The following is a 20,083-nucleotide window of genomic DNA, read 5'->3' on the forward strand; positions in this document are numbered from 1 at the left end:
GTGCCAGAAACGGAAGAGTGGATTGAGATGCTCCGCTACACGCTGATGCGCCTCGGGATCTTCGCAGGCTGCCTCGTGGTCGTCTGGGGGCTCGTCTACGCCGGAGTGTTCCCGCGCGGCCTCGGTGACTCCAACGGCATGTGGATCCTGCTGCTCTCCCTGCTGATCTCCGCCCCCATCAGCTACGTCGCGCTGCGCAAGGAGCGGGACCGGGCCTCGGTCCAGGTCGCGGGCCGGGTGACCCGCATGAAGGCCAACCTGGAGGCCAACCGCGGCCAGGAGGACGGCGCCGACGACACCGCGCGGGCGCAGGGCCAGACCTCGTAACGTCCGTCACGTACGCACGCACGCCCCGGCTTCCGATTTCACCGGAAACCGGGGCGCTTTGCGTTTTGCGGGCAGTAGCGCACTCCTGCCTCTCAAAGTATGGCTTTGAGTGTCCCAAAGCTTGGGTGTTAAAGTCGTGTGCATGAAGCAAGCAGCCGCGCCCACCACACCGCAGCGCCTCGCGCTCGTGGCGCGCCTGCACGTGGACCTCTGCCGGTGCGCGTCCGCGAACTGTCGCCCCTGACGTTCCCCCTCACCAGTCGTTCCCACGTCAGCTCAGCGCGTCCCATCCCGCGTCCCGTCCCCCTACGGAGCATGTCCGTGTCTTCACCCACTTCTTTGACGAAGTACCTCAAGGTGCCCTTCTGGGCCCAGATACTCGGCGGCCTCGTCCTCGGTGTCCTGCTGGGCTGGCTGGCCCGCAGCCAGGACATATCGTGGCTGGTCACCACCCTGGAGAAGGTCGGCGACACCTTCATCGGCCTGCTGAAGCTGGCCGTCGCCCCGCTGGTCTTCTTCGCGATCCTCGTCTCGATCACCAACCTGAGGAAGGTCAACAACGCGGCCCGCCTGGCGTCCCGCACCCTCCTCTGGTTCATGATCACGTCGCTGATCGCGGTGGCCATCGGCCTCGTCATCGGCCTGGTCACCAACCCCGGCTCCGGCACCGGCCTCACCCCGGCCGACGGCGCCAAGCCCGAGCACACCGGCTCCTGGATCGACTTCCTGACCGGCATCGTGCCGACCGACGTCATCACGCCGTTCACCGAGCTGAACGTCCTGCAGATCGTCTTCATGGCCGCCGTCGCCGGTATTGCCGCCCTCCAGCTCGGCGAGAAGGCCCAGCCGATCCTGAACCTGAGCGAGTCGATCCTCGAACTCCTCCAGAAGGCCCTGTGGTGGGTCATCCGCCTCGCCCCGCTCGGCACCGTGGGCCTCATCGGCAAGGCCATCGCCACCTACGGCTGGGACCTCATCGGCAAGTACGCCACCTTCACCGCCGACATCTACGTCGGCTGCGCCCTCGTGATGTTCGTGGTCTACCCGACGCTGCTCGCCACCGTCGCCAAGGCCAGCCCGCTGCAGTTCTTCAAGGGCGCCTGGCCCGCCATCCAGCTGGCCTTCGTCTCCCGCTCCTCGGTCGGCACCATGCCGCTGACCCAGAAGGTCACCGAGCGCCTCGGCGTCCCGAAGGAGTACGCGTCCTTCGCCGTGCCGTTCGGCGCGACGACCAAGATGGACGGCTGCGCCGCGATCTACCCGGCGATCGCCGCGATCTTCGTCGCGCAGATCTTCGACATCCAGCTCGGCGTCGGCGACTACCTGCTGATCGCCTTCGTCTCGGTGGTCGGCTCCGCCGCCACGGCCGGCCTCACCGGCGCCACGGTCATGCTCACCCTGACCCTGTCCACCCTGGGCCTGCCCATGGAGGGCGTCGGCCTCCTCCTCGCCATCGACCCGATCCTGGACATGATGCGGACCGCCACCAACGTCGCGGGCCAGGCCCTCGTCCCGGTGATCGTCTCGGCCCGCGAGGGGCTGCTCGACCGCAAGGCGTACGACGAGGCGCACGCCTCGCCGATCGACGAGCCCGAGCGGGAGAAGCAGGACGCGGAGCCGGTTCCGGTCGCCGCCTGACCGTCGCCGTCCGCGGTGTTCCGGGCGTCGGCGTCCCGCCGACGTCCTGATCACCGCCGCACGGACCGTACGCTGATGCGCATGGGTGCTGGGAAGACCAAGCGGATGCCGCGTGCGGTCCGTGAGCAGCAGATGCTGGACGCCGCCGTGCACGTCTTCGGGCGGCGCGGGTACATGGCGGCGTCGATGGACGAGATCGCCGAACTGGCGGGCGTGTCCAAGCCGCTGGTGTATCTGTACCTGAACTCGAAGGACGACCTCTTCAGCGCCTGCATCGGCCGCGAGGCCCGCGCCCTCACCGAGGCGGTGCGGGCCGGCGTGCGTCCGGGGCTCTCCGCGGACGGGCAACTCTGGTCCGGGCTGCGGGCGTTCTTCAGCCATACCGCACGGCACCCGGACGCCTGGCGGGTGCTGCACCTGCACGCCCGGACGCACGGGGAGCGGTTCGCGGCCGAGGTGGCGGCGATGCGCGAGGAGATCGTCGCGTTCGTGACGCAGCTGATCGCCGCCGCGGCGCGGGACGCGCACCGGGACCCGCATCTGCCCGAGGGCGAGGTCGCCGGGCTGGCCGAGGCGCTGGTCGGCGCGGCGGAGTCGCTCGCCGACTGGGCGGGCGCCACCGAGGGCGTCACCGCGAAACAGGCGGCGGCGACCCTGATGAACTTCGCCTGGGCGGGCCTGGGCGACCTGATGACGGGGCGGCCCTGGTCCCCGCCGGAGGAGTCGGCGGAGTCCGCGGAGTCGGCGGGGAGGCCCGAGCCGGTGCCGGACCCCGCGCCGGTGGCTCAGGCCGCCGGATAGGGCCCGGCCTCGCCGGACAGGTGCAGCCGTCCGTCCCGCGCCCCGCGCAGTTCGAACCGCCCGTCCTCGGCCCCGTACGCCACCGCCCCCGGCAGCAGCACCGGCGTCCTGAACTGTGCCCGCACCACGGCCGCCTCCGGTGTCCCGTGCTCGGCGAGGCACCGGGCCACGGTCCACATGCCGTGCGCGATCGCCCGCGGGAAGCCGAACAGGCGGGCGGTGAGCGGGTGCAGGTGGATCGGGTTGCGGTCGCCGGACGCGGCGCCGTAACGGCGTCCGACGTCGCCCGCAAGACGCCATTCGGCGCGCGCGGGGAGGGGCTCCCGGTCTGTCGAGGGGGTCTCCCCGGCGGCGGGCCGGGCGGTGGTGCGGTGCCGGGCCAGGTAGGTGCTGCGGGACTCCCACACCACGTCGGCACCGGCGCGCAGCTCCGTGACCACCGACGCCTCGGTGCCGCGCCGGTGCGGGGCCAGCCCCTCGACGTGCACGGCGAGTTCGTACGCACCGGTCGCGGGCATGGCGGCCCGCCGGGTGATGCCGATGGAGGTGTGGACGAGCCCGAGCAGGGGCAGCGGGAAGTCCCGGGCGCTCATCAGGCGCATGGCCAGCGGGAAGCCCAGCACGTGCGGATACGTCACCGGAAGGGCGTCCGCGCCGGTCGCGAACCCGCACACCCGCTCGTACGCCGCCAGTCGCGCGAGGTCGACGCGCAGGCCGGGCAGCACCAGCCGGGTGCGGGGGAGGTCCGCGTCCGGGCGGGGGCGCTTGAGGGGCGAGAGCAGCGCGCCGCGGGCGAGGAGCGGCGCGAGGGCGGGGACGCCGGTCAGGGTGCTGGTGGTCGGGGCCGCGGAGGTCATCAGGCCCCCAGCAGGCTCTGGCCGCAGACCCGTACGACCTGGCCGTTGACCGCGCCGGACGCCGGGTGGGCGAGCCAGGCGGTGGTCCGGGCGACGTCGACGGGCAGGCCGCCCTGGGCGAGGGAGTTCATACGCCGCCCGGCCTCGCGGATGAAGAGGGGCACCGCCGCCGTCATCTTCGTCTCGATGAAGCCCGGCGCCACCGCGTTCACCGTCACCCCGTGCCCGGCGAGCGCGCGCGGCGCCAGCGAGCGCACCAGGCCGACGATCCCCGCCTTGCTCGCGCCGTAGTTGGTCTGGCCCGCGTTGCCCGCGAGCCCGGCGATGGAGGCCGTCGCCACGATCCGGCCGCCCCGGTTGACGGCGCCCGCCGCGAGCAGCGCGTCCGTGGTGCGCAGGACGCTCGCGAGGTTGACGTCGAGTACGGAAGTCCAGCGTTCCGCGGGCATGTTGACCAGGCGCCGGTCGCGGGTGACGCCCGCGTTGTGGATCAGGATGTCGAGCCCGCCGGGCAGTGCGGCGGCGATGCGCTCGCCCGCGTCGGCGGCCGTGATGTCCAGCGCGAGGGCGGTGCCGCCCAGGCGTTCGGCGGCCCGGCGTGCCGCGTCCTCGGCCTGCGGCACGTCCAGGACGACGACCTGGGCGCCCTGCCCGGCCAGCGTCTCGGCGACCGCGGCGCCGATGCCCCGTGCGGCGCCGGTGACCAGGGCGGTGCGCCCGGCGAGGGGGAGGGTCCAGTCGTCGGGGTCGGCGCCCTCGCCCGCGGCCCCGACCTCGATCACCTGGCCGCTGACGTAGGCGGAGGCGGGGGAGAGGAGGAAGCGCAGGGTGGACTCGGCGGCTGCCGGGTCGGTGAGCCGTACGAGGTTGACCGTCCTGCCCCGCCCGATCTCCTTGCCGAGCGAGCGCGTGAACCCCTCCAGCGCCTGCTGGGCGGCGGCCTGGTGGTGGTCGGCCGGGTCGAGCGGGGCGCCGAGCACCACCACGCGGCCGCTCGCGGCGACCGACCGTACGACGGGATGCAGGGCGGCGTGCACCTCGGCGAGCGCGTCCACGTCCCGTACGCCGGTGGCGTCCAGGACGACGGCGGCGGGCCGGCCGTCCTCGTCCCGGGGCAGGCCCGTGCGGGCCAGGACGGGCGCGAGGCCGGGGTCCGGCCGGCCGGCCGTGAGGTGCAGCAGGCCGCCGTCGAGCGCGTCCCGCCGCAGCTCCGCGGGTTGCGGCAGCCCCAGCCGGCGGGTGAGGAAACGGCCGGGTGCGGTGCCGGTGAAGCTGAGATAGCGGTCGGCCATGTCCTGTCTCCCCAAACGGCTGCGACGTGTCCAGAGGTCTCCAGAGGCCGGGTTCGGCGCACAACTGCTTACTCTGGAGTAAGGTTACCGAAGGTAAGCCTATGTCACGGGTGAGGAGCAGGTCGAGATGAGTCCTCTGGCACCGCAGCCCACGCGCCGCGTCGCGGTCCTCGGCGGCGCCCGCGTCCCCTTCGCCCGCTCCGACGGGCCGTACGCCACCGCCTCCAACCAGGAGATGCTCACCGCGGCCCTCGACGGCCTGGTCGAGCGGCACGGCCTCCAGGGGCCTGGCGCGGTCGGCGAGTTCGTGGCCGGCGCGGTCCTCAAGCACAGCCGGGACTTCAACCTCGCCCGCGAGACGGTCCTCGGCTCCACGCTCGACCCGCGCACCCCCGCCTACGACATCCAGCAGGCCTGCGGCACCGGACTCCAGGCCGTGATCGCCGCCGCCAACAAGATCGCCCTCGGCCAGATCGAGTCGGCGGTCGCGGGCGGCGCCGACACCGCGAGCGACGCGCCGCTCGGCGTCAACGACCGGCTGCGCCGCATCCTGCTGGAGGCCCGCCGGGCCAAGTCCACCGGCGCCAGACTGAAGGCGCTGGGGAAGATCCGCCCGGGGCACCTGGTCCCCGACATCCCGCGCAACGCCGAGCCGCGCACCGGCCTGTCCATGGGCGAGCACGCCGCGGTCACCGCACGCGCCTGGGGCATCTCCCGCGAGGAACAGGACGTGCTGGCCGCCGCGAGCCACCAGCGGCTGGCGGCGGCGTACGAACGCGGCCTCTTCCAGGACCTGGTGATCCCCTTCCGCGGCCTGGCCCGCGACCAGAACCTGCGCCCCGGCTCGACGCCGGAGAAACTGGCCGCGCTCAAGCCGGTGTTCGGCCTCGACGCCCCCGGCCCCACCATGACGGCGGGCAACTCCACGCCCCTGACGGACGGCGCCGCCACGGTGCTCCTGGCGAGCGAGGAGTGGGCCGAGGCCCGGGGCGTCGAACCCCTCGCCTACCTCACGGCGTACGAGACGGCGGCCGTGGACTTCGTCGGCGGGGACGTGGCCGGGGGCGAGGACGGGCTGCTGATGGCGCCCGCGTACGCGGTCCCGCGGATGCTGGAGCGGGCCGGGCTGGGCATCGGGGACTTCGACCTCGTCGAGATCCACGAGGCGTTCGCGTCCCAGGTGCTGGCCACGCTGGCCGCCTGGGAGAAGCGCGGCCTGGCCCCGGTGGACCGGGCCCGCCTGAACGTGGCGGGCTCCTCCCTCGCCACCGGCCACCCCTTCGCCGCGACCGGCGCCCGGATCGTGGCGACGCTGGCCACCCTGCTCGCCGAGCGGGAAGGCCCGGGGCGCGGGCTGATCTCCGTCTGCGCGGCGGGCGGTCAGGGCGTCACGGCCATACTGGAACGAACGTGACTTACCCTCAGGTAACCCCCAACACTGCACACGTCCGGCGCGGGACCGTCCCCGAACGCGCACCAACCCCTCACGTGGGCGCCGTACGATCCGGTCACTGACCGCCGGTAACCCCTGTCCGCGGACTCCGGCGATGAACGCCTCGGCGCGCGAGGCACGTACGTCATGCAGCAGAGCAGCGCCGCAGAAGCAGTGTCCTTGCTGCACGTCCCAGGAGCCGCCCGTGTCCACCCCGCTTCCGTCCTTCGCCGCATCCGCCGCCTACGCCGACTCGCCCGGCCCCACCCTGGTGGCGCCCGAGACGCGGATGCTGGACGGGGCCGTGCGGGAGGCGTACGTACCGCCGTTCGCACCGCCGGTGCGCCGCGGGTCCCTCGCCGACCTCCCCTTCGACAACGCGGCGGCCGTCCCGGGCCAGGTCGTCCTCAGCCGCAGGTCCCCGGACGGCGACTGGAGCGACGTGACGGCCGCCGAGTTCGCCGGGCAGGTGCTGGCGGTGGCCAAGGGCATGATCTCCGAGGGCCTGATGCCGGGCGACCGCATCGCCGTCATGGCGCGCACGACGTACGAGTGGACGCTGCTGGACTTCGCCGCGTGGGCGGCCGGTCTGGTCACCGTCCCCGTCTACCCGACCTCCTCCCTCTTCCAGACCCGCTGGATCCTCCAGGACTCCGGCGCCGTCACCCTGGTCACCGAGACCACCGCGCAGGCCGCCGCCCTCGGCCCCGAGCTGGACCGCATCCCCGACCTCAAACATCTGTGGGTCATAGAGAAGGGGCACGTGGAGCGGCTGGCGGAGCTGGGCGCGCAGGTGCCGGACGCGGAGGTGGAGGTGCGCCGCGGCATGCTCGGCCCGAGCACCCTGGCCACCCTGATCTACACCTCCGGCACCACCGGCCGCCCCAAGGGCTGCGTCCTCACCCACGGCAACTTCTTCGCCGAGGTGGACAACGCGATCGAGCTGCTCTACCCCGTCTTCAAGGCGGAGACCGGCGAGGAGCCCTCGATCCTGCTCTTCCTGCCGATGTCCCACGTCTTCGGCCGCATGGTCGCCGTGGCCTGCGTCCGCGCCCGGGTCCGGCTCGGCCACGCGCCGAGCCTGAAACCCGAGGACCTGCTCCCCGACCTGGCGGCCTTCCGCCCCACCTGCCTGCTGACCATCCCGTACATGCTGGAGAAGGTCTTCAACAGTGCCCGCGCCAAGGCCGAGTCCGGCGGCCGGGCCGCGGCCTTCGACCGCGCGGTCTCGGTGGCGGTGCGCTACGGCGAGGCCAAGGAGGCCCGCCAGAGCGGCGCGGGCGGCGGCCCCGGCCGCGGCCTGAAGACCGCCCGCGGCTTCTACGACCCGCTCGTCTACCGCAAGATCCGGAACGCCATGGGCGGCCGGGTCAAGTACGCCATCTGCGGCGGCTCCCCGCTCGGCCGCCGCCTGGCCGCCTTCTACGCCGGTGCGGGCATCGAGATCTTCGAGGGCTACGGCCTCACCGAGACCACCGCCGCGGCCACCGTCACGCCCCCGCTCAAACCGCGCCTGGGCACCGTCGGCTGGCCACTGCCCGGCACCCGCATCCGCATCGCCGCCGACGGCGAGATCCTGGTCGCCGGCGAGCAGGTCCTGCACGGCTACTGGGACCCGCAGGCCGGGGGCGTCGTCCAGGCCGCACCCGACGGCTGGTTCGCCACCGGCGACCTCGGCAGCCTGGACGACGAGGGCTATCTGACGATCACCGGCCGCAAGAAGGAGCTGCTGATCACCGCGGGCGGCAAGAGCGTCGCCCCGGCCCCGCTGGAGAACTGGCTGCGCTCCCACCCCCTGATCTCCCAGTGCATCGTCCTGGGCGACCGCCGCCCCTACGTCTCCGCGCTGTTCACCCTCGACCCCGACGGCGTCAGCCACTGGCGCCGCATGAACGGCAAGCACCCGGTGCCGCCGGAGCTGCTGGTGGACGACGAGGAGGTCCACCAGGTGCTCCAGCGCGCGGTGGACGAGGCCAACAAACTGGTCTCCCGCCCGGAGTCCATCCGCCGCTTCGCCGTCCTGCCCAGGGACTTCACCGAGTGGGAGGGCCACCTGACCCCCTCCATGAAGCTCCGCCGCGAGGCGATCATGCGGGACTTCGCGGAGGCGGTGGAGGGGCTGTACGAGGGGTAGGACGGCGCCGGTGGTCGGGCGGCCAAGTGATGGTCAGCGGCGGGCGATGAGGCAGGCCTGCGGGACCTGGGGGACGGTGGTCTCCTCGGTGATCCGCACCGTCCGGGACAGCACGGTGAACCCGGCCTGCTCCAGCAGCTCAGCCATCGGCTCCGGCCGCCGCCGTTCGAAGTCCAGGGCGACCGGGTGGCCCCACGGGCGGTCGTGGTGGTTGGGCTCGTCACCGACCTGGAAGCCGAGCAGCAGGTACCCGCCCGGGGCCAGCACGCGCCGCACCTCGCCGAAGAGGTCCGGCAGCTTCTCCCACGGCGTGTGGATCGACGAGTACCAGGAGACCGCACCCGCGAGGGCGCCGTCCGGCAGGTCGAGGTCCAGCATGGACCCCTGCTCGAACCGCAGCCCGGGGTTCTCGCGGCGCGCGATCGCGAGCATCGAGGAGGACAGGTCCAGGCCGAAGACCCGCAGGCCCAGCGAGGCCAGGTGCGCGGTGACCAGGCCGGGTCCGCAGCCGAGGTCGGCCACCTGCCCCTCGGGCCCCACCAGCTCGGCGAAGGCGCCCATCAGCGCCCGGTCGAGCGGGGCGTCGTCGAGCACGGTGCGGAACCGGGCGTGGTAGTCCTCGGCGACGGCGTCGTAGAAGGTCCGGGTGGTGGTCACGAAGGCGGGGTCGATGGTCATGGGCGGACCCTAGGGGCAGCCACTGACAGTCGGGCCCCGCCGCGAAGTTCACGAAGCCTTCGGGAAAGGGCAGGAGCCCCGTCGCCGAAACCGGCGCGGGGCTCCTTGGGTACTGCTGTCAATCAGACAGGAGTGACATTCTCCGCCTGCGGACCCTTGGGGCCCTGCGTGACGTCGAAGGACACCTGCTGGTTCTCCTCCAGGGAACGGAATCCCTGAGCGTTGATCGCGGAGTAGTGGACGAAGACGTCCGGGCCGCCGCCTTCCTGGGCGATGAAACCAAAGCCCTTTTCGGCGTTGAACCACTTCACGGTTCCGGTAGCCATAAGCCCTCCTTGGGCCCAAAGGGTTGCCCTGCTCCAGAACCAGCAAGTGTGAAGACTTTGAATGCTGCACAACTGCATACGTCTGAGAACGACGAGAGCCCGCGGTCACATGCTCCGCAGGCTCTGTACTGCAAGGGAAACCAAACTGCAACTTGCTGTGAGCCTAGCACGCAGGCCCCCGAGCGCAACAGAGGTCAAGATCACTTCACCCGGACGTTTGAACACCTGCGCCGTTCGGCTGACGCCGGGGGTCGGCGACGGGCGGGTACCGGGGGAGGGCTAGCCTCGCGATGTGGACAATTCTCGCACCCGGCCGCGTGTCGGCCACATCCAGTTCCTGAACTGCCTGCCCCTGTACTGGGGGCTCGCGAGAACAGGCACGCTCCTCGACTTCGAGCTGACGAAGGACACCCCGGAGAAGCTCAGCGAGCAGCTGGTGCGCGGCGATCTCGACATCGGTCCCGTCACCCTGGTCGAATTCCTCAAGAACGCCGACGACCTCGTCGCGTTCCCCGACATCGCCGTCGGCTGCGACGGACCGGTGATGTCGTGCGTGATCGTCTCCCAGGTCCCGCTGGACCGCCTGGACGGCGCCCGGGTCGCCCTCGGGTCGACCTCGCGCACCTCCGTACGCCTCGCCCAGCTGCTCCTGGCGGAACGGTTCGGCGTCCAGCCGGACTACTACACCTGCCCGCCGGACCTGAGCCTGATGATGCAGGAGGCCGACGCGGCCGTCCTCATCGGGGACGCGGCCCTGCGCGCCAACATGATCGACGGTCCGCGCTACGGCCTCGACGTGCACGACCTGGGCGCCCTGTGGAAGGAGTGGACGGGCCTGCCGTTCGTCTTCGCGGTCTGGGCGGCCCGGCGCGACTACGCGGAGCGCGAGCCGGTCATCACCCGCAAGGTGCACGAGGCCTTCCTCGCCTCCCGCAACCTCTCCCTGGAGGAGGTGGAGAAGGTCGCGGAGCAGGCCGCCCGCTGGGAGGCCTTCGACGAGGCGACCCTCGCGAAGTACTTCACCACCCTCGACTTCCGCTTCGGGGCCCCGCAGCTGGAGGCGGTCACCGAGTTCGCCCGCCGGGTCGGACCGACCACCGGCTTTCCGGCGGACGTGCGGGTGGAGCTGCTGCGCCCCTGACTCGCGGCCGCTCCCTGGGGCCTTCCGCGGGTGCCCACTACCCTGCTGGCAGGTACCGGCGTACGGGGGAGGGGTGGACGCCATGCGGCCGCTCGAAGTCGACGAGCCCACCGTCGTGGGGCCCTACCGGCTGCTCGGCCGGCTGGGCTCCGGCGGTATGGGCCGGGTCTACCTGGGACGCAGCACGGGCGGCCGCACGGTCGCGGTGAAGATCGTGCACCCGCACTTCGCGCTGGACGAGGAGTTCCGGGCCCGGTTCCGCCGCGAGGTGGCCGCCGCGCGCCGGGTCGGCGGCGCCTGGACCGCGCCCGTACTGGACGCTGACCCCGAGGCGCGCGTGCCGTGGGTCGCCACCGCGTACGCGGCCGGTCCCTCCCTCACGGCGGCCGTGGCGGACGGCGGCCCGCTGCCCGCCCACTCGGTACGGGTGCTCGGCGCGGGCCTCGGCGAGGCGCTGGCCGCGGTGCACGAGCTGGGCCTCGTCCACCGCGACGTGAAGCCGTCCAACATCCTGCTCACCCTCGACGGCCCCCTTCTGATCGACTTCGGCATCGCCCGCGCCACGGACGGCACCGCCTCCCTCACCTCGACCGGCGTGTCCATCGGCTCGCCCGGCTACATGTCCCCCGAGCAGATCCTCGGCAAGGGCGTGACCGGGGCGGCGGACGTCTTCTCGCTGGGCGCCGTGCTGGCGTACGCGGCGACGGGGCTGCCGCCCTTCCCGGGCGACTCCTCGGCCGCGCTCCTCTACAAGGTCGTCCACGAGGAGCCGAGCCTCGACGGCCTGGACGACGGGGAGCTGCGCGAGCTGGTCGCCTCCTGCCTCGCGAAGGACCCGGCCGCCCGCCCGGCCCCCGCCGAGGTGGCCCGGCGCCTGGCCCCCGAGGGCGCGGCCCGCCTGGTGACCGGCGGCTGGCTGCCGGGGGCGCTGGTGGAGCGGGTCAGCCGGAGCGCCGTACAGCTGCTGAACCTGGAGGCGGGGGAGGCGGAGACCGGGGCCTCGGGGCCCGTGGGGTTCAGCCGGCCGTCGGTCACGGCGGGCAGCGACGCCGGGGCGGCGACCCCGGCCTCCGGTGTCTTCGGCCCGCCTCCGGTGATGCCGACGCCCACGGCGCCCTCGTACCCGCCCTCGTCGCCCGCCCCTGATCCTTCTCCCGCCCTCCCGTCCGTCCCCGGCCCGCGGGACCCCGGGCCACCGGACGACGACGCGGGCACGACGCACCCCCCGGGCAGGCTCGCCCTCTCCGTCGCGGCGACCTCGACCCAGGGTGCCCGGGGGCGCGGGCGGCGGATCAGCTGCACCGTGGCGCTGGCGGTGGCGGGAGCGCTGGCGGCGGTGACGGTGGGGTCGGTGTTCGTCCTGGACCTGCTGCCGGGTTCGGGCAAGGACGCGAGCAACGCGGGCAGCGACGGCGGCTCCCAGGAGCCGCCCGCCGCCACCCCCGGCGGGCTGCCCGCGCGCTACGTCGGCACCTGGGAGGGACAGGCCGCCGCCCTCGACGGCAAGCTGCCGCTGGGCACCTTCCGGATCACCATCAAGCAGGCGAAGACCGGCCAGGAGCTGGGCAGGCTCCACCAGACCGACGCGCTGGGCGGCGTCTGCGTCGACGTGATCACCCTCAAGAAGGTGACCGAGAAGCAGATCGTCGCGGGGTCCGTCGGCGCCGAGGGCAACCACGACGGCTGCAACCCCGCGCCCACCACCGTCACCTTCACACCGGTCGGCGACGACCTCGACTACGCGTCGAAGAGCGAGGAGTCGGGGCGGCCGGAGGCACGGTTGTCGAAGATCGAGTAGCGGGTCGGCAGGAGGGCGGGGACCACGGCGAGGGCCCCGCCCCCACCGGCTCAGCCCGGCACCACGACCGTGCGCAGCTCCCCGTCGCCGAGGTGCAGCATGCCCTTGCCCGGCGTGACCTGGCCGCCGACCATCTGGCGCGAGATGCGCAGGCCGATGAGGTCGCCGCTGGAGGACTCCTGCGGGGAGAGCAGGATGCCGCGGCGGGCCTTCTTGGCGTCCACCTGCCAGCCGGAGAAGCCGCTGCACACGTCCTCCTCGTCACCGGCGATGACGAGGGCGAGGCCGCGTTCGGCGCCCCGGGAGACGATCTTCTTCATCTGGCTCTCGGCGTCGCAGTCCTCGAGGATCTCGCCGTCGTCGACGAGCACGGCGATGGGCTCCTCCAGGCTCGCCCCGTCGATCAGCTCCTCGAACTCGTCCTCGTCGATGTCGTCCCCGGTGAAGACCTTCAGCACGCCCTCCGCGCCGTCCAGTTGGCGCACCGGCGACTGGCGGGGCGCCGCCACGACCAGGCGGGTGCCCTGGGCGAGGAGCGACTGGGCGACGTTCATCAGCACCGTGGAGCGGCCCGACTTGGCCGGTCCCGCGATGACGAAGGACGGTACGCCGGCGGCGAGGTCGGGGCCGAAGCCGACGATCTCGTCACCGCCGATGCCGATCAGCGCCCACAACTTGGACCGGGACCCCTCCGGGTCGCGCATCTCCCAGGCCTCGGGGAAGGCGATCCGGCTCGGCAGACTGTCCACGCGGAACGGGCGCCGGGCGCGCGGGACGTCGGCGTCGCGCGCGGCGGCGGCCTCGCCGATCGCGGAGATCGCCGCCGCCTGGCCCTGGCCCGTGGTGTCCTCGGAGAGCAGCGCGAACTGCGTCTCCGTACCCGACTCGTTGCGGAAGGCGCGGCCCGGCGGGATCTCCTCGGGCACCTTGCGGGTCGGGATGCCGAGCGAGGCGAAGTCGCTGCGGTCGGCCAGCCGCAGGCCGTACTTGTCCTCGGTGAGCGTCGCGATGCGGCCCACGAGCAGCGTGCGGTCACCGGTCAGGACCAGGTGGATACCGACGCTCGCGCCCTCGCGCATCATCGTCTGCAACTCGTCGGTCAGCGACCCGTGGTCGACCTCGCCGAGGGTGGGCACCCACCCCTCCCACCGGTCCAGCAGGACGACGATGTGCGGCAGCCGCTCGCTCTCCTGCACCGAGGCCCGCTGCTCACCGATGTCGGCGAACCCGGCGTCGGCCAGGAGATCCTGGCGCCGCGACAGCTCGCCCTTGAGCCGGTTGACCAGCCGTACGACCCGCTCGGTCTGGTTGCGGCCCACGACCGCGCCGCAGTGCGGCAGCCGGGTCAGCGCGTTCAGGGCGCCGTTGCCGCAGTCGATGCCGTACAGGTGGACATCGGCGGTGGAGTGGGTGCGGGCCAGTGACCCCGCGATGGTGCGCAGCACCTGGGAACGGCCGCTGCGCGGAGCACCGCCGATCATCAGGTGCCCGAAGCTCGCGAAGTCGACGACGACCGGGCGGCGGGCCTGGTCGGAGGGCAGGTCCTCGATGCCGTACGGGGCGGGCGGCAGCTTGCCCGGGGCGGCGCCGGCGAGCGCCGGGACCTGGATCTCGTCCAGCAGCAGCTTCTCGTCCAGCGCCGGCAGCCAGGGGCTGTGCTGGGCCGGGATGCCCATCGACCGGTTGGCCTCGCGCACCGCGTCCACCAGCACCTTGAGGTCGGTGATCTCGTCGTCCTCGCGGGACTCGGTCTTCGGCTTGGTCAGCGCCGCCCGGCCCAGGTCCTCCCAGCCCAGCGGCCCGACCCAGGGCGCGAGTGCGGCGGGGTCGGCGGCGCCGGGCCGACGGCCACCGACGCGCCCCGACTGGAAGGGGACCAGGGAGGAGTGGCCGAGGCGTACGTAGGCACGGCCCGGGGTGTTCTTGGAGATGTGCCCGGCCTCGGGCGAGTCGATGACGTCCGACGACTCGCCGCCGTCGGTCACGCGCAGGGCGATCCGGAGGTTGGTGTTGGCGCGGATCTCGGGGGAGACCACACCGCTGGGCCGCTGGGTGGCGAGCAGCAGGTGGATGCCGAGCGAACGTCCTCGCTGGGCGATGTTGACGAGCCCGGTCACGAAGTCGGGCAGGTCCCGCACCATGGAGGCGAACTCGTCGATGACGATGAGCAGCCGGGGCACCGGGGCATGCGAGGGATCGCGCCGGACGAGATCCTGGTAGTCCTCGATGTCCTTGGCGTCGGCGGCGGCGAGGATGTGCTCGCGCCGCTTCAGCTCGGCCCCCAGCGACTCCAGCGCCCGCTCCACCAGGTGCGCGTCGAGGTCGGTCACCATGCCGACGGTGTGCGGCAGCTTCACGCAGTCCTTGAACGCGGAGCCGCCCTTGTAGTCGACGAGGACGAAGGTCATGTTCTCGGGCGTGTTCGCGACGGCGAGGGCCGCCACGATGGTCTGCAGCAGCTCCGACTTGCCGGAACCGGTCGTACCGGCGATGAGGCCGTGCGGCCCGTCCTTGCGCATGTCGATACCGAACGGGCCGTCGTACGACTCGCCGATGACGGCCATCGTCGATTGGCCGCCCATCCGCCACCGCGCGCCGATCGCGTCGGCCGTGGGCGGCTCCAGCTGGAGCACGTCGAGCAGCCGGCTGGCGCCGGGCAGCGCGGAGTCCTCGGTCTCGCCGCTGATGTCGCGCAGCGCGGACAGCGAACGCGCCAGCCGAAGACACCAGGCGGGCGTCACGAAGTCGGGCCGTACGTCCGTGATCCGCTCGACCCCCGCCTCCTCGACCCGCAGTCGCAGCTTCTCGGCACGGGCCCGCTGCTCGGGCTCGGCGGGGGAGTTGGTGTGCCACGCCTGGAAGGACGGAAACCCTCCGGCGACCTGCCGCGCGGGCTGCTGCTCGCCCTGGCGCCGGTCCCCGCCCTCCTCGGCCTTGGGCTCGGCGACGACGAACGCCTGGCACTCGCCCGGCAGGAACCGCTCCTCGGCGTCGAGGCAGACGGCGAACATCGACACGGCAGGCCCCTCGCGCAACAGCCGTACGACGCCGGGCAGCGACCGCAACCGCCGCGACCCGTCCCACACCACGACGATGTCCGGATCGGTGAAACTGGAGCCCTGCGCGCCGCCGCCCTTCTGTTCGGCAGCCTTCTTGCGGGCGTCGAGGATCTGCGTCAGCTCGCCGATGCGGGCGCCGACGGTCTCGGCGTCGGTGCCGATGAGGATGTTGACGTCCTGGCCCCCGGAGGGTCGCGCGTGCGGCAGCCACCGCACCCAGTCCCACTCACTCTGCGCGGAGTTCTCGCTCAGCACGTAGAACTGCACGTCCATCGGGCTGTGCAGCGCGGCGGTCTGCGCGACGGCCCACCGTCCCAGCGCCCGCGCCGAGTCCCCGGGCCCCGCGATGCCGACGACCCCGAGGCCGCGCAGCGACAGCGCGACGGGCGCGTCCTCGATCTTCCAGGTGACCTGGCGCCGGTGGTCGTCCTGCTCCGGGTCGTCGAGAACGACCTCGGAGGGCAGCCGCCCGGTCCCCACCCGGAGCAGCAGGTGATCACGGTCGGTCCGTCGCCGCTCCCAGAGCCGCGTGCGCGGACCGGTCCCGATGGACAGGACGACCGCCGGGTCGGGAATGGCCTGCCGCCGGTCGTCCCGCTCGACGACCAGCGCGTCCTGCGCGTCCTTCTCGATCCGCGCCTTCTGCTCCTCGTACTCCTTGACCTGCTTGGCATGGGACTTGCGCCCGTGCTTCTTGTCGTTGAAGTAGTTGGCGAACAGCAGGATCGGGCTGAGCCCCGCCATGATCAGGTAGTACCAGCGTCCGAACACCGCCACGGCCACCACGGCACCGACGAGCGGCGTCAACGCCATCAGCCAGGGCAGCGGCCGGGCCTCGTACTCGCGGGGCGGCGAGGGCAGCCGGAAGTTGGTCTGCCGCTCGGCCGGACGCAGCCGAGGCGGTCGGTTGTAGTCCAGCCCGATCCCGTCCTCGGACCACTTGAGCGCGGCGTTGGGCGGCGCGTACCGGGCCAGCTCGACCAGCGAGTTGCCGACCGCTATCTGTCCGCCGAGCGGCCAGTCGTCCCCGTCCCGGTCCTTGACGGGCTCCCCGTCGAGGGTGACGCCCTCCTTGTCACCGTGCACGGCGACCTTGCAGGTCCCGTCGGTGGAGACGGACAGGGTGAGGGCACGGGCGTCGACCTCTGGGTCCTCGATCCGGACATACGCGGCCGGACCGCTTCCGATGTCGTACTTCCCCACCCCGAGCCGGTGCACGAACCCGGCTCCCGGCCCGCCGACGACCCGCAACTCCACGAGCCCGGTGGGCTCCCCGGGCAGACACCCGGAGGGGTCCTGCAGACTGACGACCGCGCCCTCGCGCAACGGCGACCCGATGACCGTGGCGGACGGATCGACGGCGTACCCGTCGACGTAGACGAGCGGTGCCCCGCCGGCCCCCGCCTGACCTTGGTGTCCGATGGGAATGACCTGCGCTCCCGCGACCCCGACCTGCTTGGCCAGCTCCTCGGCGATGTCCCCGACGGTGGACTCGGGATCCGCGTCGAGCACGACGTCGGCGGAGCTCCCGCCGTACGGATCGACGACGGTCAGAGTCAGTCGCACGCTTGTCCTCCCCAGGCGAGCCCCTGCGGCCGCTTCCACACCACGGCTCACAGTCCAGGCGACGATATCCGCTGGGTGTCGCGGTCCCGCAACAGGGCGGTGACCGGACGTTCCCGTTGGCAACTCAGGGATGTGACACCAGTGGCCTCCCCCGTAAGCTGCTGTCTCAGAGCGGACGATCACACCGGTCGTTACATCCGACCGGTCTGACCGGTGCGCCGGTTCGATCCGCAAACGAGGAGCCACGGGGGTTGGCCCTGAGGCGTTGTGAGAGGAAGCGGCTTCATGCCCAAAGACCTTGACATCACATATCAGGACATGCGGGATGCCGCCAAGCATGTCGTGAAGGAGAAGGAAAAGCTCCAGGAGAAGCTCGACGGCCTCCGCAAGTACATCGCGAACCTGGTCGAGTCGGGCTACGTCACGAAGTCCTCCTCCAAGGCCTTCGACGACAACTTCGACGAGTTCACCCGCGGCGCCAAGGACACCCTCGACGGCCTCGACGGCATGGGCGACTACCTCACCATGGCGGCCGACAAGTTCGAGCAGATCGACGACGAACTGGCGAAGCAGGCGCGGAGCAAGTAGCGCCGAACGGGCGCCCGGCGTATGGGCTTTCGCTCCTGCGCCGGGCGTCGTCAGGTGCTGGAAGGGGGCGTCAGTTGTCGGCCAGAGGCTGGCGGAGCAGATAGGTGTGGAGGCTGCTTCGAGGCTCTTCCGTGTCGAGGCGCAGCCAGGAGTTGTCCCGGAAGCGGATCAGCACCATGCGTGTGTCGAACTCCCCGTTGAAGGGGTCCACCAACATGGCCTCGGCGGCGGGGAGGCGAGCGACGATCTCCATCCGCTTCTCCCTGCCCGTGGTGACACGCTGAGGCGGAGCCGCTAGGACGATGCCGTCATCGGTCACGACGACCAGTCGCTGGTGGTGGGTGGAATGGCTGTACCAACGCAGCAGGAACCTACCGGCACTGCCGTGCCAGTTCCCGTCGAAGACCTGGTCGAACCCGCGCTCGGCGGTGATGGCGTCCCGACGTCTGTCGTCCTCGTCCTTGGCCCGTAGCCGCTCCTTCTCCTCCCTCGTGGCAAGTGCCCGCTTGAGCGCCTCCTCCGCATTGGACAGGAGAGTCAACAGCATGACGAGGGGTGTGAACAGCACGGCGAGTGCCGCCCCGACCATGCCCAGCGGCCGTAGCCTTCCGGGGCGGAGCCGGGGGTTGCCCACAGCATCGAGCACGTCCGTCGGCGGTTGGGGGACCTTGTCGATCGTGCACCACTCGCAGGCCTCGGCGTGAACACCGAGGCGGTCCGCTATCACGCGCTGCTCGCTCCTGGATGTCACGGCAGGGTCTCCTTAAGCTCTACGCGGGACGGATCCACTTTCACGAGAGCGTATCGGGTCCCAGTCGTCGCGAGCAGTGGGAGTGGGCGCAATCGCACCCCTACCTGGGGATTTTACCGATATCGCCACAGAGAGGAAGAGCTCATGGGGGACCATATCAAGGCAGACCTTGCCGCGATCAAGAAGTGTTCACGTGATCTGGGCAAGATCCATGGTGAGTTCGAGCGGAACGGCAACCCCGCGGAAGACTACGGGCACGCGGTCGGTCATGGCGGGCTGAAGGATGCCTTCGAGGAATTCGGAGACACTTGGAAGAAGACTCGTAAGAAACTCATGAAGGAACTTGAGTCCCTGGCCGAGTTCACAGCCACCGCCGCGAAGGCGTACGACCAGATAGACCAGGAGTTGGCGAAGGCCATCAGGGAAGCCAAGGCCAAGAGCAAGGGGGCGAAGTGAGCAGGACGGACGCCGACTGGCCCCCGCTGTGGCACGACGACCCGACACCGGGCGATCCGGAGGAAGTGGCCGAACTCGGTCGCAAGTTGCGCAAGATGGCCGAGATGATCGACGAACAGTCACGCGTCATCGACGCCCTCGCTTCCGTGGAGGGGTGGGACAGCGAAGCCGGCAAGGGGTTCCATGAACTGGCCGGTGGTACCGCGGACAAGCTGAAGAAGTCTTTCGAGCGGTACGACGAGGCCGCCAAGGCCATCGGCGAAGATGTGAGCGAGGGCAGTTCCGACAAATTCGCGAGTGAGATGCGGCGCGCCCAACGGAAGGCGGACAGGGCGCTGAGCGACTATCGCGCGGCCAAGACTGAGCACGACCTGGCAGACCGAGAAGTCAAAAAGTTCACCGAAAAGCATCCCCTCGGCGACATACCGGCAGCGGAGAAGGAAGAATATGATCGGTGGGTGAAGAGGCGGGCCGATGCCTTGCATGACATCGGCAGTGCCCGCAAGGCTGTGAAGGATGCGCGGGACATTTATGACGACGCGGGTGACAAGGCTGCGCGTCATATCAAAAACATCGTGCATCACGATGCTGTTCGGGATCCGGGCGGATTTATGAACTTCCTCGCGGACTGGGCAGACATGCTGTCGAACATCTCGGCCGTGCTGTCGGTGCTCGCCGTGATATGCGCCTTCGTTCCGCCCCTGCAGTTCCTGGTTCCTATCTTCGCCACGCTCGCCGTACTGACCAGTGCCGCCGCCCTCGCCGGACACGCGTACGACATGAGCGTGCGCGGGGGGAAGGTCGACTGGCTGAAACTGGGTGCCGATGCGCTCGGTGTGCTGCCCGGCCTGGGGGCGCTCAAGGGGTTCCGGGCCCTCACCGGTCTCAAGGGACTGGCGAAACTCAAGGCGTTCGGGAAACTGAAGACCTGGGGGTCCTTCAAGGGGCTGGACGCAGTCGACGGAATCGGCCACAACTTCTTGAATGGAATCGGTGTGTCGCTGGTCAACAAGGTGCTCGGCAGAACCGCCCGGAATGAGCTGATCGACGGCAAGAAGATCACGGCCGTAATCAAGGGGACCGGGCTCGCGAGCGCCCTGAACAGAATGCTCAGTGGTGAGAACGGTGAGAAGACGGGCTACCAGGAACCCGCACCAGCGGGTCCCACGCCGTCGCCGTCGCCGGGCCCCGCACCGAGCGTCTCACCGAAGGCGTTCAAGGCAGCCCTGGCCGCCTAGC

General features: G+C 71.4%; 17 protein-coding genes. 11 read left to right on the forward strand and 6 right to left on the reverse strand.

The genetic code is table 11. The annotated features are described in order from the left end of the window. Nucleotides 1-27: 27 nt before the first annotated feature. The 4 genes from ACGH52_RS22065 to ACGH52_RS22080 all read left to right on the forward strand — a co-directional run bounded on the left by ACGH52_RS22065 (nucleotide 28) and on the right by ACGH52_RS22080 (nucleotide 2,766). Entirely contained in the window at nucleotides 28-327 is a 300-nt protein-coding gene (locus tag ACGH52_RS22065) for a DUF4229 domain-containing protein (protein ID WP_076975721.1), read from the forward strand. Nucleotides 328-469: 142 nt separating this feature from the next. Continuing rightward, the gene (locus tag ACGH52_RS22070) at nucleotides 470-571 is read left to right on the forward strand and encodes a putative leader peptide (RefSeq protein WP_309546884.1); all 102 of its coding nucleotides are present in this window, start codon (nucleotides 470-472) and stop codon (nucleotides 569-571) included. Between the two features lie 71 nt (nucleotides 572-642). Then, on the forward strand, nucleotides 643-1,965 hold the full coding sequence (locus ACGH52_RS22075) for a dicarboxylate/amino acid:cation symporter (RefSeq protein ID WP_121701889.1): 1,323 nt from the start codon (nucleotides 643-645) through the stop codon (nucleotides 1,963-1,965). Nucleotides 1,966-2,046: 81 nt separating this feature from the next. Beyond that, nucleotides 2,047-2,766, forward strand: coding sequence for a TetR/AcrR family transcriptional regulator (locus ACGH52_RS22080; protein WP_247699507.1), 720 nt, complete (start codon nucleotides 2,047-2,049; stop codon nucleotides 2,764-2,766). Here ACGH52_RS22080 and ACGH52_RS22085 read toward each other — a convergent pair. Next, nucleotides 2,751-3,623, reverse strand: coding sequence for a MaoC family dehydratase (locus tag ACGH52_RS22085; RefSeq protein ID WP_399941731.1), 873 nt, complete (start codon nucleotides 3,621-3,623; stop codon nucleotides 2,751-2,753). The two genes, ACGH52_RS22080 and ACGH52_RS22085, sit on opposite strands and share 16 nt — an antisense overlap. Beyond that, a complete protein-coding gene (locus ACGH52_RS22090) occupies nucleotides 3,623-4,915 on the reverse strand; it encodes a 3-oxoacyl-ACP reductase (protein ID WP_399941733.1) in 1,293 nt (430 codons plus the stop codon). The genes ACGH52_RS22085 and ACGH52_RS22090 overlap by 1 nt, the downstream gene beginning before the upstream one ends. A 127-nt stretch (nucleotides 4,916-5,042) precedes the next feature. On the opposite strand from ACGH52_RS22090, the gene ACGH52_RS22095 reads away from it, so the two are divergent. Both ACGH52_RS22095 and ACGH52_RS22100 read left to right on the forward strand, forming a co-directional pair. Next, nucleotides 5,043-6,329 (forward strand): acetyl-CoA C-acetyltransferase, encoded by a 1,287-nt coding sequence (locus ACGH52_RS22095; RefSeq protein ID WP_399941735.1) that lies wholly within the window; start codon nucleotides 5,043-5,045, stop codon nucleotides 6,327-6,329. A 223-nt stretch (nucleotides 6,330-6,552) separates the two neighbouring features. Beyond that, nucleotides 6,553-8,481: an AMP-dependent synthetase/ligase gene (locus tag ACGH52_RS22100; RefSeq protein WP_399941737.1), complete on the forward strand. Its 1,929-nt coding sequence runs from the start codon at nucleotides 6,553-6,555 to the stop codon at nucleotides 8,479-8,481. 33 nt (nucleotides 8,482-8,514) lie between these two features. Here ACGH52_RS22100 and ACGH52_RS22105 read toward each other — a convergent pair whose 3' ends face one another. Further along, nucleotides 8,515-9,159 (reverse strand): class I SAM-dependent DNA methyltransferase, encoded by a 645-nt coding sequence (locus tag ACGH52_RS22105; RefSeq protein ID WP_399941739.1) that lies wholly within the window; start codon nucleotides 9,157-9,159, stop codon nucleotides 8,515-8,517. Between the two features lie 122 nt (nucleotides 9,160-9,281). After that, nucleotides 9,282-9,485 (reverse strand): cold-shock protein, encoded by a 204-nt coding sequence (locus ACGH52_RS22110; RefSeq protein ID WP_003974443.1) that lies wholly within the window; start codon nucleotides 9,483-9,485, stop codon nucleotides 9,282-9,284. A gap of 292 nt (nucleotides 9,486-9,777) precedes the next feature. Here ACGH52_RS22110 and ACGH52_RS22115 point away from each other — a divergent pair, with 292 nt between their 5' ends. Continuing rightward, nucleotides 9,778-10,626, forward strand: a complete 849-nt coding sequence (locus ACGH52_RS22115) for a menaquinone biosynthetic enzyme MqnA/MqnD family protein (RefSeq protein ID WP_399941741.1) — start codon at nucleotides 9,778-9,780, stop codon at nucleotides 10,624-10,626. An 82-nt stretch (nucleotides 10,627-10,708) separates the two neighbouring features. After that, entirely contained in the window at nucleotides 10,709-12,424 is a 1,716-nt protein-coding gene (locus ACGH52_RS22120) for a serine/threonine-protein kinase (RefSeq protein ID WP_399941743.1), read from the forward strand. 50 nt (nucleotides 12,425-12,474) lie between these two features. On the opposite strand, the gene ACGH52_RS22125 is transcribed toward ACGH52_RS22120, so the two are convergent. Then, nucleotides 12,475-17,049 carry an FtsK/SpoIIIE domain-containing protein gene (locus ACGH52_RS22125; RefSeq protein WP_399941745.1) on the reverse strand — a complete coding sequence of 1,525 codons (4,575 nt, stop codon included), beginning with the start codon at nucleotides 17,047-17,049 and terminating at the stop codon, nucleotides 12,475-12,477. Between the two features lie 285 nt (nucleotides 17,050-17,334). Here ACGH52_RS22125 and ACGH52_RS22130 point away from each other — a divergent pair, with 285 nt between their 5' ends. Further along, a complete protein-coding gene (locus tag ACGH52_RS22130; protein WP_016326975.1) occupies nucleotides 17,335-17,637 on the forward strand; it encodes a WXG100 family type VII secretion target in 303 nt (100 codons plus the stop codon). A 70-nt stretch (nucleotides 17,638-17,707) separates the two neighbouring features. Here ACGH52_RS22130 and ACGH52_RS22135 read toward each other — a convergent pair whose 3' ends face one another. Then, nucleotides 17,708-18,388, reverse strand: coding sequence for a hypothetical protein (locus ACGH52_RS22135; RefSeq protein WP_238696771.1), 681 nt, complete (start codon nucleotides 18,386-18,388; stop codon nucleotides 17,708-17,710). A gap of 144 nt (nucleotides 18,389-18,532) precedes the next feature. On the opposite strand from ACGH52_RS22135, the gene ACGH52_RS22140 reads away from it, so the two are divergent. Then, nucleotides 18,533-18,844: a WXG100 family type VII secretion target gene (locus ACGH52_RS22140; protein WP_121702229.1), complete on the forward strand. Its 312-nt coding sequence runs from the start codon at nucleotides 18,533-18,535 to the stop codon at nucleotides 18,842-18,844. Then, a complete protein-coding gene (locus tag ACGH52_RS22145) occupies nucleotides 18,841-20,082 on the forward strand; it encodes a putative T7SS-secreted protein (protein ID WP_121702228.1) in 1,242 nt (413 codons plus the stop codon). The genes ACGH52_RS22140 and ACGH52_RS22145 overlap by 4 nt, the downstream gene beginning before the upstream one ends. The last annotated feature ends 1 nt before the right edge of the window (nucleotide 20,083 follow it).

This window comes from Streptomyces sp. BBFR25, from assembly GCF_044590125.1.
Classification (GTDB): Bacteria; Actinomycetota; Actinomycetes; order Streptomycetales; family Streptomycetaceae; genus Streptomyces; species Streptomyces canus_D.

What these genes read in the sequence shown, in the direction of transcription:
- ACGH52_RS22085 (WP_399941731.1), bottom strand. Translation starts at nt 3,623, where the DNA reads ATGACCTCCGCGGCCCCGACCACCAGCACCCTGACCGGCGTCCCCGCC.
- ACGH52_RS22095 (WP_399941735.1), top strand. Translation starts at nt 5,043, where the DNA reads ATGAGTCCTCTGGCACCGCAGCCCACGCGCCGCGTCGCGGTCCTCGGC.
- ACGH52_RS22090 (WP_399941733.1), bottom strand. Translation starts at nt 4,915, where the DNA reads ATGGCCGACCGCTATCTCAGCTTCACCGGCACCGCACCCGGCCGTTTC.
- ACGH52_RS22075 (WP_121701889.1), top strand. Translation starts at nt 643, where the DNA reads ATGTCCGTGTCTTCACCCACTTCTTTGACGAAGTACCTCAAGGTGCCC.
- ACGH52_RS22070 (WP_309546884.1), top strand. Translation starts at nt 470, where the DNA reads ATGAAGCAAGCAGCCGCGCCCACCACACCGCAGCGCCTCGCGCTCGTG.
- ACGH52_RS22080 (WP_247699507.1), top strand. Translation starts at nt 2,047, where the DNA reads ATGGGTGCTGGGAAGACCAAGCGGATGCCGCGTGCGGTCCGTGAGCAG.
- ACGH52_RS22130 (WP_016326975.1), top strand. Translation starts at nt 17,335, where the DNA reads ATGCCCAAAGACCTTGACATCACATATCAGGACATGCGGGATGCCGCC.
- ACGH52_RS22065 (WP_076975721.1), top strand. Translation starts at nt 28, where the DNA reads ATGCTCCGCTACACGCTGATGCGCCTCGGGATCTTCGCAGGCTGCCTC.
- ACGH52_RS22120 (WP_399941743.1), top strand. Translation starts at nt 10,709, where the DNA reads ATGCGGCCGCTCGAAGTCGACGAGCCCACCGTCGTGGGGCCCTACCGG.
- ACGH52_RS22110 (WP_003974443.1), bottom strand. Translation starts at nt 9,485, where the DNA reads ATGGCTACCGGAACCGTGAAGTGGTTCAACGCCGAAAAGGGCTTTGGT.
- ACGH52_RS22105 (WP_399941739.1), bottom strand. Translation starts at nt 9,159, where the DNA reads ATGACCATCGACCCCGCCTTCGTGACCACCACCCGGACCTTCTACGAC.
- ACGH52_RS22140 (WP_121702229.1), top strand. Translation starts at nt 18,533, where the DNA reads ATGGGGGACCATATCAAGGCAGACCTTGCCGCGATCAAGAAGTGTTCA.